Here is a 15,923-nt window from a genome sequence, read left to right as displayed (position 1 = left end):
ATTGTACTCCAAAAACGCCTTAAAGCCCTTGATTCTTAAGGAGTTATTCAGCGGCCGCCAGCAATATACGGGTGTATTCCTGCTGGGGGCGCTCGAAGACTTGCGCAACCGGCCCACTTTCGATGATTTTCCCACCGCGCATCACCAGAACCTGGTGAGCCATCGCGCGGATGACCGCCACGTCATGGGTGATCAATAAATATGCCAGGCCTCGCTCACGTTGCAGCCGCTGAAGCAGTTGCAGAATCTGTTTTCCCATGGTGACATCGAGCGCACTGGTCGGCTCATCAAGGACCAACAGCCGGGGTTGCACAATCAACGCCCGGGCGATCGCAATGCGCTGGCGCTGGCCCCCCGAAAACTGGTGGGGATAGCGCTGCAACAGGCCCGGGAATTGGGTTTCATCCAGCCCCACTTCGCTCAAAGCCGCCCATACCCGGTCCCGGCGGGCATCCGCGCTCAACCCGGGTTCGTGCACCAGCAAGCCTTCACCCACGATAGCCTCCACCGTCATGCGGGGTGACAGAGAGGCAAATGGATCCTGAAACACCACCTGAACGCTTTTTCGCAAGACCTGGTCGCGTGCCGTTCCCCAGCTTTTCCCCAGCACAGCGAGCGTCCCATCAAACTTCAGCAAACCCAGTGCCGCCAAAGCCAGGGTGGATTTGCCCGACCCCGATTCACCCACCACGCCCAACGTCTGGCCACAGGCCAGATCCAGATGCGCGCCAGACACCGCGACGAATTCGCCGCTTTTAAACCAGCCACGAATGCCGGGCCGAGGCACCGGATAGACCACACGCACACCGCGCGCGCTCAGTGCTACCGGTGCATTTGCGACGGGCTCGACAACGTCGCGAACCGGCCGGCTGTCGAGAAGGCGCCGCGTGTAGGGGTGCTGCGGCTTGGCGAATATGTCGGCTACCCTGCCCTGCTCCACGATGTGGCCGTTTTCCATAACGGCCACCCGATCTGCGAAGCTGCGAACCAGATTCAGATCATGGGTGATGAGCAATACCGCCATGCCCCGGGAATTCTGCTGCTGGGTCAGCAAATCCAGAATCTGCTTGCGTACCGTCACATCCAGCGCGGTCGTCGGTTCGTCTGCGAGCAGCAACTGGGGATGACAGGCCAGTGCCATGGCAATCATGGCGCGTTGGCGCTGGCCACCTGAAAGCTGGTGAGGATAGGCACCAGCGCGGCGACCAGCCTCTTCAATGCCGGTATCTGCTATCAATTTAATAGCTCTCTGCGCAGATTCCACCGGGGCTAAGCCCATTTTTAGCTGAAGAACTTCAGCGATTTGCTCACCAATGGTGAAGAGCGGGTTCAAGGCCGTCATGGGCTCCTGAAAGATCATCGAGATGTCCTGGCCGCGAATCGCCTGCATTTGTCTGTCGGGCAATGTGAGCAATTCCGCAGACGCGCCCGCAATGGGCACGAAACGGGCGGTGCCTTTGACCAGAGCGCCCTGCGCCAAGCCCAACAAGCTGAGTGCGGTGACGGTTTTGCCTGAGCCAGACTCTCCCACCAAAGCCAATTTTTCTCCCGGAAAGATCTCGAAATCGATGCCATGCACGACCTCCCGGCCGTCAAAGGACACGGTCAAACCCTGAACATGGAGCAGCGGCGTCAGCGCACTCACCGGTTGCGGCGCAGAGGGCATGACGTCAGGCCCGATGCGGGTCATTGCTCCGCCTTTCGGGGGTCCAGTGCATCGCGTAGCGCATCTCCCATCAGCGTCAACAGCAACAAAGTAATCACCAGCACGGCGAAGGTTGAAAGGGAGATCCACCACGCATCAATGTTGTTTTTGCCCTGCGACAGCAGTTCACCCAGAGAGGGGGTTCCAGGCGGCACGCCCAAACCGAGAAAGTCAAGCGAGGTCAGCGCCAGGATGGCGCCGCTCATGCGAAAAGGCAGAAAGGTGACCACCGGTGTCATGCTGTTGGGCAAGACGTGACGCACAATGATCTTCCAGTCAGAAACCCCGAGTGCCCGTGCGGCCCGAACGTAATCCAGCTGGCGGTTTCGGAGGAATTCCGCGCGGACATAGTCGCTCAAACCCATCCAGCCAAACAGGCTCAGCAGAACGAGCAGCAATGCAATGCTGGGCGCAAAGACGGCGCTAAAAATAATCAGCAAATAGAGCTCCGGCATGGCGCTCCACACCTCGATAAACCGCTGAAAAGCCAGGTCGGTTTTTCCACCGAAAAAGCCCTGGACCGCACCGGTAATCACCCCGAGCACAACCCCTGAAAAGGTGAGCGCCAGCGCAAAAAGCACGCTGACCCGAAATCCATAGATCAGTTGGGCCAGCAGGTCGCGTCCCCGGTCATCGGTTCCCAGCCAGTTGGCACGACTCGGACCCGAGGGATTGGGTTCAGCGGCGAAATAATTGAGCGTTTTGGGGCCGTATCGGTTAGGCGCAAACAGCGCCCAGTTTCCTGTCTGCTGCAGGCGCTGGCGGATGAATGGGTCCAGGTAATCGGTGGGCGTGTTGAAGTCGCCGCCGAAAGTGGTTTCGGGATAGTCCTTCCACATCGGGAAATAGGTTTGCCCCTGGTACACCACGACCAGTGGGCGATCGTTGGATACCAGCTCAGCAAACAGGCTCACCACCAGCAGGCCGCAAAAAATCAGCAAGCTCACATAGCCCAAGCGGTTGCGCTTGAAGCGTTGCCACGCTCTTACGGACGGACTGGGATAACGCAATGGCGGGATGGAATCAGTCGAACTTGACACGCGGATCCGCCCAGACGTAGCACAGGTCGGAAACCAGTTTGGTCACCAATCCGATGAGGGTAAAAAGATAAAGCGTACCCATCACGACGGGATAGTCACGGCGAATCACGCTTTCATAGCTCAGCAAGCCCAGACCATCCAGCGAAAACAGGGTTTCGATCAGAAGCGAGCCAGTAAAAAATGCCCCCACAAAGGCCGCAGGAAACCCGGTGATGATGGGGATCAGCGCATTGCGCATCACGTGCCTCCACAACACCTGCCGCTCGGATAGCCCTTTCGCGCGAGCCGTCACCACATATTGTTTGCGGATCTCTTCCAGAAAAGCGTTCTTGGTCAGCATGGCAGTGACCGCAAAACTGCCCATCACCATGGCGGTGACCGGCAGCGCGATGTGCCAGAGGTAGTCGACAATGCGCGCACCCCAGGTCATTTGCTCCCAATTGCTGGACGTCAGGCCCCGCAGCGGGAACCACTGCAATTGGCCCCCAAAGATCACCAGAAGCGCCACGCCCAGCACAAAACCGGGAATGGCATAGCCCACCAGAATCAGCAGGGTTGTTACCAAGTCAAACCGGGTACCCGCCCGCACCGCCTTGGCAACGCCCAGAGGCACGGCAATCAGGTAGCTGATGAAGAAGGTCCACAAGCCCAGGCTCATGGACACCGGCAGTTTTTCCCAGATCAAGTCAGATACTGCGCGATTCTGGAAAAAGCTCTTACCCAGATCAAAGCGGGCGAATTGCACCAGCATTTGCCAGAAACGCTCCGGCGCCGGCTTGTCAAAGCCATACAGCGCCTTGGCCTGCTCAATGCGCTTGGGGTCCACGCCTTGCGCACCGCGGTAGCTCAGCCCACCTTCGGCACTGGTGCCCGCGCCGGCCTTGGCCTCGGCGAGGTATTGCTCAACAGGACCACCGGGCACAAATTGCACCACGGCAAAGGTCACCAGCAACACCCCCAACACAGTGGGAACCATCAAAAACAACCGTTTCAAGGCGTAATAGAACATGGCTTACTTGGCCCACCAGGTGTCGATGGCCCAGGTCTCGCCCTGCGAGTAGGGGGGCATTTGCGGGGGCATGGCCAGACGCCATGCGTTGTAGGCAATGCGGTGCGTGCCAGCCGACCACTGCGGGACCAGCAGATGGCTGTGGCTGATCACCCGGTCCAGCGCGCGACAGGCCGGCAGCAAGTCGGCTTTGCGTTTGGCGCCTGTCATGTGCGTGATCAGCGCGTCCACTGCTGGACTCCTGATACCACTGTGGTTGCCTGAGTCTTCCTGATCCGCAGCCTTGCTGCCAAAGAGATCGGCGAACTCCTGGCCTGGGTTATTGGTTCCCTGATAAGCCAACGAGGTGATGTCAAACTCGAACTTCTGCAGCCGCTGCTGGTAGAGCGCAAAGTCAACAGGGCGAAACACCAGCTTGACACCAATCTTCTCCAGATTGCGCGCCCAGGGGCTGACCACACGGGCTCCGGCTTCGTTGCTATCGAGGTATTCCAGGGTCAACTCCTCGTTTTTGGCATTGCGCAGTGCGACGTCACGGTACACCCAGCCCGCCTCCTTGAGCAGTGTCTGCGCCTGGCGCAAATTCTCGCGCAGGCTGTGCGCCCCATCGGTACGGGGGGCTTGTGCCATGGGACCGAACACCGCGGCCGGAATCTGATTGCGAAAAGGTTCCAGCAGGGCCAGCTCCTGCGCATCGGGTACACCACTGGCCTGGCAGTCGGTATTACCGAAAATGCCTTGCACCCGCTGGTAGGCGCCGTAAAACATCTGGCGATTCATCCATTCAAAGTCCAGCGCCAGCCCCAAGGCCTGTCGCACCCGAACATCCTTGAGCTTGTCCCGTCGGGTGTTGAGGACATAGCTCTGAAAACCGGTCGGCAGGCGGTGCCTGAACTCGGCCTTGACCAGTTCGCCCGAATCAAAGCGTTTGCCATTCACCCGACGCGCCCAGTCACCCGCCGAGAAGAAGCGCATCAAATCAAACTCTCCGGCCTTGAGCGCTTCCAGGCGCGCGGTGTTGTCCTTGTAGATCTTGACGGTGATGCGGTCGAAATTGGCCGTACCCCGGCGCACATTGAGATCCCGGGCCCAGTACTGGGCGTCACGCACATAGGTAATGTCTTTGCCAAAATTGACGGGGCCGATGCGGTACGGTCCGCTGCCAATGGGAATATCCATGACGACCTGGTCGAAGGGTTTGGATTGGCCGTTTTCCATCCCCCATTGGTGACTGAAGATGGGCAATCCGCCCACGGTCAGCGGCAGTTCGCGGTTGGGCCGCTTGAAGCGAAAACGCACGGTCGTCGCATCCACGACGTCTGCTCCCGCAACGTCTTCCAGCAGACTGCGGTAGCCAGGCGAGGCAAACGGGCCCACCAGGGTATCAAAACTGAATTTGACATCGCGCGCCAGCACCGGCGCACCGTTGTGAAAGCGGGCCTGCGGACGCAACTGGAACGTGGCGCTTAGGCCGTCAGCTCCCACCGTAACGTCCTGTGCCAGCAGGCCGTAGCCCGCAGAGGTTTCATCCAGCGCGCCGGTCAACAATGAGTCGAACATCAGGCTCGCCAGATAAGCGGGCGCAGATCCCTTGATGGTGAAGGGGTTGTATTTGTCAAATGTGGAGGTTCGCTGGTTGCTGACCAGCCGCAATTCACCGCCTTTGGGCGCGTTGGAATTGACATAAGCGAAGTGGGGAAAGTCAGGCGGATACCTGAAATCACCCCATAGCGAATAGCCATGTGCGGCCCAAGCTGGTTGGCCGATCAAGCACACTGTCAGTGCCGTCAACAGGATCAGCAGGTTTCGCATGCGACAATTCTGCACCAAGACACGCAACTTATAAGAGGACGCAATGGGTTTTTTAGCTGGCAAAAAATTATTGATCACCGGTGTACTGTCCAACCGCTCCATCGCCTATGGCATTGCCAAGGCCTGCCATGCGCAGGGTGCGGAACTCGCGTTCAGCTATGTGGGCGAGCGCTTCAAGGAACGCATTACCGAGTTCGCGGCCGACTTTGGCTCCACGCTGATTTTTGATTGCGACGTGGGCAGCGACGAGCAGATTGAGAAGCTCTTTACCGATCTGGCCCTGGTGTGGCCCAAGTTTGATGGCTTTGTGCACAGCATTGGTTTCGCTCCGCGCGAGGCCATTGCCGGCAATTTTCTGGACGGTTTGACCCGCGAGAACTTTCGTATCGCCCATGACATCAGCGCGTACAGCTTTCCGGCCATGGCCAAAGCGGCCCTGCCCTACCTGAACGACACCGCATCCTTGTTGACACTGACCTACCTGGGCGGCGTGCGCGTGGTGCCGAGCTACAACACCATGGGACTTGCCAAGGCCTCACTCGAATCATCAGTGCGTTACCTGGCGGATGCCGTGGGCCCTAAAGGCATCCGCGTCAACGGACTCAGCGCCGGTGCCATCAAGACGCTGGCTGCCAGTGGCATCAAGGACTTCGGCAAGTTGCTGGGCATTTCCGCAGCGGCCTCACCGCTCAAGCGCAATGTGACGATTGATGAGGTGGGCAACGTGGCTGCATTCCTGCTGAGCGACCTGGCCTCCGGCATGACGGGTCAGATCTCTTACGTGGATTGTGGTGTCAGCCAGACCGCCGTGGCAGTGGTGGAAACGTCCTGATTTGAATGAAATTGGCTTCTAGCCCCCGTGGAATATGCGGGAGCAGCTATCAAAAAAATAGCGCCTTGATGGCGCTATTTTTTTTGGGTGGAAGTCTTACTTCACGCAATCCGCGTAATACCGCTTGATGCCATCGGCACCCTTCTCTTCCACCAGACCGTGAATATCGGTTTCAAACCCGGGGCACTGGGTATTGAACTCGCGTGAAAACTTAAGATAGTCAACAATCTTCTTGTTGAACACCTCACCCGGAATCAGCAGCGGAATACCCGGTGGGTAGGGTGTGACCAGCCCCACGGTGATGCGGCCTTCCAGGTTATCTATCTCAACCCGTTCGGTCTTGCGCAGCGCAATGTGGGCGTAGGCGTCACTGGGCTTCATGGCCGGAGTCAGGTCGCTCAGGTACATGTCCGTGGTCAACCGGGCGATGTCGTACTTCGCGTACAGCGCATGCAGGTGGTGGCACAGATCAGCCAGGCCCATCTTGTCGTATTGCGGGTGCGCCTTGCAAAACTTGGGCAAGATTTTCCACATGGGCTGGTTCTTGTCGTAGTCGTCCTTGAACTGCTGCAACGCGGTCAGCATGCTGTTCCAGCGGCCCTTGGTGATGCCGATCGTAAACATGATGAAGAAGCTGTAGAGCCCGGTTTTCTCCACCACCACGCCGTTTTCCGTTAAAAACTTGGTGACGATGTTGGCCGGAATGCCGGTCTTGGCAAATCTTCCGTTCAAGTCCATGCCCGGCGTCACGATCGTGGACTTGATGGGGTCCAGCATATTGAAACCGGTGGCCATCTTGCCAAAGCCATGCCAGTTGGCCTTGGCGTTTTTGGATTCACCCTTGATGATCCAGTCGGTCGCGCGGCCAATGCCTTCATCCACCAGTTTGTCAGGTCCCCAGACCTTGAACCACCAGTCAGCGCCATACTCTTCATCCACTTTACGCATGGCGCGGCGGAAGTCCAGCGCCTCGGCGATGCTTTCTTCCACCAGCGCGGTGCCGCCGGGGGGCTCCATCATGGCGGCCGCCACATCGCAGCTGGCGATGATGCTGTACTGTGGCGACGTGGACGTGTGCATGAGGTAGGCCTCGTTGAACAACGGGCGGTCCAGCTTCACGGTTTGCGAGTCCTGCACCAACACATGGCTGGCCTGGCTGATCCCCGCCAGCAGTTTGTGAATGGACTGCGTGGCATACACCACGGCGTGCTTGGGGCGAACGCGCTTCTTGCCCATCGAATGGTAGCTGCCATAAAACGGGTGAAAGGCGGCGTGCGGCAGCCAGGCTTCATCAAAATGCAGGTTTTCGACATAGCCGTCCAGCATTTTCTTGATGGTTTCGGTGTTGTAGAGCACGCCGTCGTAGGTGGACTGGGTAACCGTCATCACGCGTGGTTTGACGGCCTTTGCATCCACGCCCTGAAGCAAAGGGTTGGCGGCAATCTTGCGCTGGATGGATGCGGGTTCGAACTCTTCCTTGGGGATGGGTCCAATGATGCCGAAGTGGTTGCGCGTGGGCTTCAAAAATACGGGAATGGCCCCGGTCATGATGATGGCGTGCAGGATGGACTTGTGGCAGTTGCGGTCTACCACCACCACGTCACCCGGTGCCACCGTGTGGTGCCAGACAATTTTGTTGCTGGTGCTGGTGCCGTTGGTCACAAAGAAGCAGTGGTCCGCATTGAAGATGCGGGCCGCATTGCGCTCGCTCTCGCCAATGGCGCCGTTGTGGTCCAGCAATTGACCCAGCTCTTCGACCGCGTTGCATACATCGGCGCGGAGCATGTTTTCACCGTAAAACTGGTGGTACATCTGGCCTACCGGGCTTTTCAGGAAGGCCACGCCGCCCGAGTGTCCGGGGCAGTGCCAGGAGTAGGAGCCGTCCTCTGCATAGTCGAGCAATGCCTTGAAAAACGGGGGTTGCACACCTTCGAGGTAGCTTTTGGCTTCCCGGATGATGTGCCGCGCCACAAACTCGGGCGTGTCCTCAAACATGTGGATGAACCCGTGCAATTCACGCAAGATGTCGTTCGGAATATGGCGGGAGGTTTTGGTTTCGCCGTACACGTAGATGGGCACATCCAGATTCTTGCGTCGCACCTCTTCAATGAAATGCCGCAAGTTCAGCACGGCGGGGTCCAGATCCGGGCCGGGTGTGAACTCTTCGTCGTCGATGGACAAAATGAAGGCGCTGGCCCGGCTTTGCTGCTGTGCAAATTGACTCAGATCACCATAGCTGGTCACGCCCAGCACCTCAAAGCCCTCGGTTTCAATCGCATGGGCCAGCGCACGAATGCCTAAACCAGACGTATTTTCAGAGCGAAAGTCTTCGTCGATGATGACAATAGGAAAGCGGAATTTCATGGCAAGCTCCAACCGGAAGCGAAAAAAGGAAGAAAACAGGCGCGAAGTGTAAGGACTAAATGTGTCCTCTTCACTGACCGCTCCCCCTTTTGCCTCAAAATATCACGATAGCAACACATGCAAGGACCCTATGGCTGATTCAACAATCTGGTGGCTGTTTGCCGGTACTGCCATCGGTATCGAGCTGGTTACTGGCACGTTCTATCTGTTGATGTTGGCTTTGGGGCTGTCAGCCGCCGCCATTTCCGCCCACATGGGTGCGTCGTCCACACTGCAAATCGTGCTTGCCGCGGTGCTTGGTTCGGGCTCGGTGCTGGCTTGGCGCCGGTACAAACAAAGTCAGCCGCCTTCGGCCCCAGCGAGTGCGAACCACGATGTCAATATGGACGTGGGCGAGACGGTTCAGGTCGCGTCTTGGAATCCGGACGGAACCTCCACGGTGAAATACCGCGGCGCCAATTGGGCCGTATCCAGCGCCAGCGAAGCCCCGCTTGTGGCGGGACCGCACCGCATCGTGGAAGTAGTTGGTAGTCGACTCGTTGTGCGCAAACTGTGATGCCGGAGCCAATTTTTGGCTGAAATTAACTCTCTATAAGAAGGATTCGTGATGACACTTGGACTTATTTTGCTGGTAATTGCCATCATCTTCATTACCCAATCGGTGAAGGTTGTCCCGCAGCAGCACGCGTGGGTAATCGAGCGCCTGGGCAAGTACAACGGCACACTGACGCCCGGGCTCAGCTTTTTGATGCCATTCATCGACCGGGTGGCTTACAAGCACATTCTCAAGGAAATTCCGCTGGATATCCCCAGCCAGGTGTGCATTACCCGTGACAACACCCAGCTTCAGGTGGACGGTATTTTGTACTTCCAGGTGACGGATGCCATGCGTGCAAGCTACGGCTCCAGCAACTACATCATGGCCATCTCGCAACTCGCCCAGACCTCCCTTCGCTCCGTCATCGGCAAGCTGGAATTGGACAAGACCTTTGAGGAACGCGACATCATCAACGCCCAAGTAGTACAGGCCATTGACGAAGCGGCCCTGAACTGGGGTGTGAAGGTTCTGCGCTATGAAATCAAGGATCTGACACCCCCCAAAGAGATATTGCATGCCATGCAGCAGCAGATTACCGCTGAGCGTGAAAAGCGCGCATTGATCGCCGCATCAGAAGGCCGGCGCCAGGAGCAAATCAATATCGCCACGGGTGAGCGAGAGGCATTCATTGCCCGCTCCGAGGGCGAAAAACAGGCCGCCATCAATAACGCCCAAGGTCTGGCCGCCTCCATTCTGGCGGTGGCTGAAGCCAACGCCCAAGCCATTGAACGCGTTGCAGCCGCCATTCGTCAGCCAGGTGGCGAGCTTGCAGTGCAGCTCAAGGTTGCGGAAAAGGCCGTCGATGCCTATTCCAAAGTTGCAGCCGACGCCACCACAACCTTGATTGTTCCCAGCAACATGACAGAAGTGGCTGCGCTGATTGGTTCCGCCATGAAAATGGTTCAACTTCCAAAATAGCGGCTCATCAGGTCGACGCCAAGGGCTGAACCAGCACGATCTGCCAAGTCGACTCAGAGGGCGGTACGTGGCACTCGACAATGTTCCCGGGAGCCATTTGCAGTGTCAGCCCGCAGACATCAGCATGAATGGGCAAAACAGCGCAAGCCCGGTCGACCAATATGACCGTGAGCACCTTTTTTACGCCCTTTGTCAGCAAATACTGTACGGCTCTGAACAGCGAGAATCCACCGTAGAGAACGTCATCCACGATCACAACAGTTCGACCTGACAGATCAATGCTGGCGTGCTCCGGCTTCTCGGTCAGTTGGGTTTGCGGGTGTAACAAGGTCAAGTCATCTGCGGACCGTTTGATCGACAGGTCGATGCGCTCAATATCCACGGCGGGTAGACGGGCATGCAATCGCTCAATTAACTGGTCTGCCAGCGGCGCTCCACGGCGCAACACACCAACCAGCGACACCCGCTCAACCCCGATCAGCTTCGACGCGATGGTGGCCGCCATGGCGTCCATCACGCAATCCAATTGCTTTTGTCCATAGAGGGTTGTGCGCAACTCGGCATTCATCCTGACCTCCGCTGTTGACTCGCATCAAAAAATGGGCGTCTACAAGACCATTACTGCTGGATTGTCAGGGTGTAAATCATCGCTGACTTGATATGACACAAGTCATCCTCACTTCCTTAGTTTCTAATCCATTCCTTGGAAGCAGTCATGCCTCACGTTCGCCATTCCGCCGTTGCAGGTGCCTTTTACCCCGGGCAGAGGCAGGCTTTGGTCACAACGATTGCCGGCCTGCTGGCAACCGCCCGGTTGCAGGCCGACGGCGCAATAGCGGCGCCCAAGGCACTGATAGTTCCCCACGCAGGCTATGTTTATTCAGGCCTGACCGCCGCGACGGCCTACGCGCAGCTTGCTGCCGTGCGCAGCACCGTCCGCCGAGTGGTTTTGCTGGGGCCTGTTCACCGGGTTGCTGTGCAGGGTTTGGCCTTGGCCGGTGCATCCGCCTTTGATACCCCGTTGGGGCCCATCGGAGTGGATCAAACCGCAGAAGCCGTGCTCGCTCATCTGCCCCAAGTGGTCACCAGCGTAGCAGCACATGCCCTGGAGCACTCGCTGGAAGTACAGCTGCCATTTCTGCAAACCATGCTCGATGACTTCAAGCTGGTGCCGCTGGCGGTGGGTGACGCCACTCCGGCTGAAGTGGCAGAGGTACTGGAAGCCCTCTGGGGCGGCCCGGAAACGTTGATCGTGATCAGTTCAGATCTGTCGCATTTCCTGCCTTACCACACAGCACAGGCCATTGACCAGGATACCGTTGAGCACATCCTGAACCTGGACGGCCCGCTCACGCATGAGCAGGCCTGCGGTGGCACGCCCATTAGCGGGCTCCTGTTGGCGGCCCAGCGCCACCACTTGCAGACCCATCTGCTCAGTCTTTGCAACTCCGGCGACACTGCGGGCGACCGGCAGCGGGTGGTGGGATACACATCAATCGCATTTTTGGAGGATCCAAATGCCATCCAGTAACCACGGTCAAACCCTGCTGTCTATTGCGCGCGCATCGATTGTCTGTGCACTGGATGGCTCCCGGGCCGCCGATGAAGGGGCACCTTGGTTGCATGACATGGGGGCCTGTTTCGTAACACTGACTCAGCAGGGCGATTTACGTGGCTGCATCGGCACGCTGGAAGCACGTCGCTCGCTGCTGGCGGATGTCAGGGCCAATGCAATAGCGGCGGCCTTCCATGATCCGCGTTTTCCTCCTCTGGTTGAGCGTGAGCTGAATAGGACAGAAATTGAAGTCTCGCTACTGTCCCCCATGCACGCTTTGAGTTTCTCCAGCGAAGCAGAGGCATTGGCGCAATTGCGCCCAGAGGTCGACGGTGTGGTGTTTGAGTTTGGCGCCCGGCGCAGCACATTCCTGCCACAGGTCTGGGAGCAGTTGCCCACACCAGACGCTTTCATGGCCCATCTCAAACGAAAGGCCGGACTCCCCGGCGAATTCTGGTCCGAGGATGTCCGTTTGCTGCGCTATACGGTGAGCAAGTGGAAGGAGTCAGACCAGAAGCGAGATAACCCCATCCACCCCAAGACGCAGACGACATGATGGAATTGGACGCATACCCGGCCCGCTACTGGCACCGGATTGAGGACGGACGTATCCAGTGTGATCTGTGCCCACGTGACTGCAAGTTGCATGAAGGTCAGCGTGGGGCCTGCTTCGTACGCATGCGCGAAAACGATCGCATGTTGCTGACCACCTATGGAAGATCCTCTGGATTCTGTATCGATCCGATTGAAAAAAAACCACTGAACCACTTCTACCCCGGTAGCAGCGTGTTGTCCTTCGGCACCGCCGGCTGCAACCTGGCGTGCAAGTTTTGCCAGAACTGGGATATCAGCAAGTCGCGCGATATGGATCGCCTGATGGATCAGGCATCACCGGATGCGATCGCTGCGGAGGCTGAAAAATACGCCTGCAAGAGCGTCGCTTTCACCTATAACGACCCCGTCATTTTTGCCGAATATGCCATGGATGTGGCCGATGCCTGCCATGCGCGTGGCGTCCAGACCGTGGCCGTAACGGCTGGCTACATGCATGATCAGGCTCGACGTGATTTCTACGCCAAAATGGACGCGGCCAATGTCGACCTCAAGGCGTTCACTGACGATTTCTATTTCAAATTGACGGGATCGCATCTGCAGCCGGTACTCGACACTCTGGTTTACCTGCGGCATGAAACCAAAGTGTGGTTTGAGATCACCACGCTACTGATACCAGGCCACAACGATTCAGATGAAGAGCTCACGGCCCTTAGCCGCTGGATCATGAAAGAGCTGGGATCAGAAATACCCCTTCACTTCTCCGCCTTTCACCCGGATCACAAAATGCCCGATGTACCTGCCACACCACCCGCCACCCTGGTGCGTGCGCGCCAGATTGCCATGCGTGAAGGTCTGCAATATGTCTACACAGGCAACGTGCGCCACCGGGAGGGTGACACCACTTTCTGCCCGGGATGCAACACAGCATTGATCGAGCGCGACTGGTATCAGATCAGGCAATATAGATTGACCGAAGTGGGGCATTGCCCGGTGTGCGCTTTACCCATAGCTGGACGTTTTGCCAGCGAAGCGGGGAACTTCGGTTGTAAGCGCATCCCGATAGTGATCGCCGCTGCGTGAGTTTCAACAGCCGGAAGGCTTTCACCGCATTGGAGCACTCATCAATGGAAAAAGCCCCGTAACTCAATGAATTACAGGGCTTTTCTTTATCTGGCGGAGCAGGCGTCCGCCGGATTCGAACTTCACCCCGTATCACCCCGTATCTGAATATTGCCATTTTGAGGAATTCTCATTGGCAAGTCCATATTTGCTTGTATCAATCTAGATTAGGTCATATCATCCAGTCTTAGATTCATTGGTGGGTACATGGTGGGGTCGTCCTGCTAGGCATCATGAATCCTTGTTAGGGATTCGAATCATGCCCAAGCGAGCAAAGGAAATGAGTCCTCTGGCGGTCTCCCGGTTGAATCGGCCGGGGCTGCACTTCGTTGGTGTTGTGTCCGGCCTGGCGCTCCAAATCTCGCCCTCTGGCGCACGCAGTTGGTTGCTGCGTTATCCCGATGGAAAGAAGCGCCGCGAGATGGGTCTGGGCCCCTACCCTGACGTCGGCCTGTCGGACGCACGACGCAGAGCGCGCGAGGAACGCGAAAAGCTCGACAAGGGACAAGACCCGATTCTTGAGCGCAGGCTGGCGCAAAGTGCATTGAAGTCGCAAAGGGCCTCGGCCATCACCTTCGAGCGCGCTGCCACCGCCTATATTGAGGCACAAGAGTCCGGATGGCGAAACGCCAAACACGCACAGCAATGGCGCAATACCCTGGAGACCCACGCTTTCCCGGCCATTGGCGCAATTCTGGTGAGTGATATTTCCGTCTCCAACGTGTTGGAAGTGCTTGAACCAATCTGGCGCACCAAGACGGAGACAGCGACACGCGTGCGCGGTCGTATTGAGCAGGTTCTGGACTGGGCAACTGTGCGGGGTTATCGCGAAGGCCTCAACCCTGCCCGCTGGCGCGGTCACCTGGACAAGATGCTGCCAAAGCCCGCCTCGGTGTCGAAAGTGGAGCATCACACTGCTCTCCCCATTGGTGAGATCGGTGCATTCATGGAGCGGCTACGCGAGCATATCGGCATGGGTGCAAGAGCTTTGGAGTTCACCATTTTGACCGCTGCCCGCTCCGGTGAGGTTCGCGGCGCGACGTGGGATGAGATCGATATGAACTCAGGTCAATGGGTGATCCCTGCTGAACGTATGAAGGCCAAACGTGAGCACCGCGTTCCGCTGTCCGATGCCGCCCTGCAGCTGCTCAGGGCCCTGCCCAGGTTGGCGAACAATGATCGAGTCTTCCCGGCGCCCCGTGGTGGGGAACTGTCCGACATGACGTTGACGGCCGTATTGCGCCGAATGGAAGTTGATGCCGTACCGCACGGCTTTCGCTCTTCGTTCCGGGACTGGACCGCTGAGCGCACCGTTTTCCCGAATGAAATGGCTGAGATGGCCTTGGCGCATGCCATTGGCGACAAGGTGGAGGCAGCATATCGCCGCGGTGACATGCTCGAACGCCGGCGCAAGATGATGAATGACTGGGCGCAGTTCTGCGCTCAACCGGAGCAGACGCAAGCGGACGTGATACCGATCGGACGGGCACGCGCCGCAGAATGAAACCCGCCAAGCCCTGCGGCGGTCTATGCGGGGCAACAAAGGCGGGGCCGGTAGGTGCGTAAACACCGCCCAGCCCCTGACCACAACTCACTAAACAGGAGTGAATCATGGCTGAAACAGAGTCTAGCAAGAGTCGGAAAACCATCGGAATGGATATGGAGGCACCGTATGGCGTCTACATTGATGGCGAATTGATAGCAGAACACGAATCGGTGTCAGATGCCGAGGCACACTATCAAACTCTGCGAGCCGCATCCATGCCCAAACAGGCATGCACCAAGTCAGCCGTCGGCGGGAGGGCTTGAATCATGGCTAATACCACTGTCAACACGTTTGACAAATCTGTCAAACGTAAACGTCTTTACGAAAACATCTCCTGCATCACCGTCGATGCAGACTGCGGCGAATACGAGCTGAAAGGCTTGACTTACTTCGATGTTCCTCTGGAGACCTATAACGATGGATGCCTGACAGGCACAAGGCTTGTCTATGAATTGCTCAAGGAAGCAGCGCAGGACGACAGCTTCGACCGCCTGGAGAATGTGCTGGCAGAATCATCCAAAGAGCTTGGTGGTAGTGATGGCAAGCACGACACAGCCGACAAGCGTGGGGCTGCTGTCGGCTTTGCTAGCACCTTGCAGGAGGTGTTCAATTTCGCCGCATCCAGGCTTGATTTCACCGAAGTGTTCAAGCACACATTAGATTTCCACGAAGCTGGCCTGGCCGAGCAGCTTGATGCCATGCGCAAGACAAACGCCGGAATCCTTGCCGACCTCCCCGCCAATTTAGCCCCCATCCTTGAAGGAACATGAGCATGAACACCTTGACCATTCCCCCAACCCCGCAAGCCTTCGCCGTACGAGTAACGCAGTACCGATAAGCCAGTTTTGCCCCAGCTAGTCCGGCCAGACG

15 protein-coding genes are annotated in these 15,923 nt (G+C 57.7%); 9 read left to right on the top strand and 6 right to left on the bottom strand.

Features of this window, described 5'->3' with window-relative positions; all coding sequences use genetic code 11:
* Nucleotides 1-43 precede the first annotated feature (43 nt).
* From AC097W_RS16395 to AC097W_RS16380, 4 genes are read right to left on the bottom strand one after another with little or no spacing between them, the layout of a single operon-like run.
* Complete coding sequence (locus AC097W_RS16395; protein ID WP_479603696.1) at nt 44-1,690, bottom strand: ABC transporter ATP-binding protein; 1,647 nt, start codon at nt 1,688-1,690, stop codon at nt 44-46.
* Nucleotides 1,687-2,745 carry an ABC transporter permease gene (locus tag AC097W_RS16390; RefSeq protein WP_479603695.1) on the bottom strand — a complete coding sequence of 353 codons (1,059 nt, stop codon included), beginning with the start codon at nt 2,743-2,745 and terminating at the stop codon, nt 1,687-1,689. Before AC097W_RS16390 ends, AC097W_RS16395 begins: the two co-directional genes overlap by 4 nt.
* Nucleotides 2,729-3,754, bottom strand: a complete 1,026-nt coding sequence (locus AC097W_RS16385) for a microcin C ABC transporter permease YejB (protein ID WP_479603694.1) — start codon at nt 3,752-3,754, stop codon at nt 2,729-2,731. Before AC097W_RS16385 ends, AC097W_RS16390 begins: the two co-directional genes overlap by 17 nt.
* A gap of 3 nt (nt 3,755-3,757) precedes the next feature.
* Complete coding sequence (locus tag AC097W_RS16380; RefSeq protein WP_479603693.1) at nt 3,758-5,566, bottom strand: extracellular solute-binding protein; 1,809 nt, start codon at nt 5,564-5,566, stop codon at nt 3,758-3,760.
* Between the two features lie 43 nt (nt 5,567-5,609).
* On the opposite strand from AC097W_RS16380, the gene fabI reads away from it, so the two are divergent.
* Nucleotides 5,610-6,398 carry an enoyl-ACP reductase FabI gene (gene fabI, locus AC097W_RS16375; RefSeq protein ID WP_479603692.1) on the top strand — a complete coding sequence of 263 codons (789 nt, stop codon included), beginning with the start codon at nt 5,610-5,612 and terminating at the stop codon, nt 6,396-6,398.
* A gap of 96 nt (nt 6,399-6,494) precedes the next feature.
* On the opposite strand, the gene AC097W_RS16370 is transcribed toward fabI, so the two are convergent.
* Nucleotides 6,495-8,762 carry an Orn/Lys/Arg family decarboxylase gene (locus AC097W_RS16370; protein ID WP_479603691.1) on the bottom strand — a complete coding sequence of 756 codons (2,268 nt, stop codon included), beginning with the start codon at nt 8,760-8,762 and terminating at the stop codon, nt 6,495-6,497.
* A 130-nt stretch (nt 8,763-8,892) separates the two neighbouring features.
* On the opposite strand from AC097W_RS16370, the gene AC097W_RS16365 reads away from it, so the two are divergent.
* Together AC097W_RS16365 and AC097W_RS16360 are read left to right on the top strand one after the other, a co-directional pair.
* Nucleotides 8,893-9,318 (top strand): NfeD family protein, encoded by a 426-nt coding sequence (locus AC097W_RS16365; protein ID WP_479603690.1) that lies wholly within the window; start codon nt 8,893-8,895, stop codon nt 9,316-9,318.
* Nucleotides 9,319-9,369: 51 nt separating this feature from the next.
* Complete coding sequence (locus AC097W_RS16360) at nt 9,370-10,278, top strand: SPFH domain-containing protein (protein ID WP_479603689.1); 909 nt, start codon at nt 9,370-9,372, stop codon at nt 10,276-10,278.
* A 7-nt stretch (nt 10,279-10,285) separates the two neighbouring features.
* On the opposite strand, the gene AC097W_RS16355 is transcribed toward AC097W_RS16360, so the two are convergent.
* Entirely contained in the window at nt 10,286-10,846 is a 561-nt protein-coding gene (locus tag AC097W_RS16355) for a phosphoribosyltransferase family protein (protein WP_479603688.1), read from the bottom strand.
* Nucleotides 10,847-10,993: 147 nt separating this feature from the next.
* Between AC097W_RS16355 and amrB the strand changes: the two genes are divergently transcribed.
* The 6 genes from amrB (at nt 10,994) to AC097W_RS16325 (ending at nt 15,823) form a co-directional block, all read left to right on the top strand.
* Entirely contained in the window at nt 10,994-11,809 is an 816-nt protein-coding gene (gene amrB, locus AC097W_RS16350) for an AmmeMemoRadiSam system protein B (protein ID WP_479603687.1), read from the top strand.
* The gene (amrA, locus tag AC097W_RS16345; protein WP_479603686.1) at nt 11,796-12,389 is read left to right on the top strand and encodes an AmmeMemoRadiSam system protein A; all 594 of its coding nucleotides are present in this window, start codon (nt 11,796-11,798) and stop codon (nt 12,387-12,389) included. The genes amrB and amrA overlap by 14 nt, the downstream gene beginning before the upstream one ends.
* Entirely contained in the window at nt 12,386-13,468 is a 1,083-nt protein-coding gene (gene amrS / locus AC097W_RS16340; protein ID WP_479603685.1) for an AmmeMemoRadiSam system radical SAM enzyme, read from the top strand. The genes amrA and amrS overlap by 4 nt, the downstream gene beginning before the upstream one ends.
* 298 nt (nt 13,469-13,766) lie before the next feature.
* On the top strand, nt 13,767-15,011 hold the full coding sequence (locus tag AC097W_RS16335; RefSeq protein ID WP_479603684.1) for a tyrosine-type recombinase/integrase: 1,245 nt from the start codon (nt 13,767-13,769) through the stop codon (nt 15,009-15,011).
* Nucleotides 15,012-15,118: 107 nt separating this feature from the next.
* Nucleotides 15,119-15,316 carry a hypothetical protein gene (locus AC097W_RS16330; RefSeq protein WP_479603683.1) on the top strand — a complete coding sequence of 66 codons (198 nt, stop codon included), beginning with the start codon at nt 15,119-15,121 and terminating at the stop codon, nt 15,314-15,316.
* Between the two features lie 3 nt (nt 15,317-15,319).
* The gene (locus AC097W_RS16325) at nt 15,320-15,823 is read left to right on the top strand and encodes a hypothetical protein (protein ID WP_479603682.1); all 504 of its coding nucleotides are present in this window, start codon (nt 15,320-15,322) and stop codon (nt 15,821-15,823) included.
* Nucleotides 15,824-15,923 lie beyond the last annotated feature (100 nt).

This window comes from Rhodoferax sp. GT1R46 (assembly GCF_056521285.1).
Note: the sequence above shows the minus strand (reverse complement) of the source record. Positions and strands in the feature narration are given on the sequence as shown.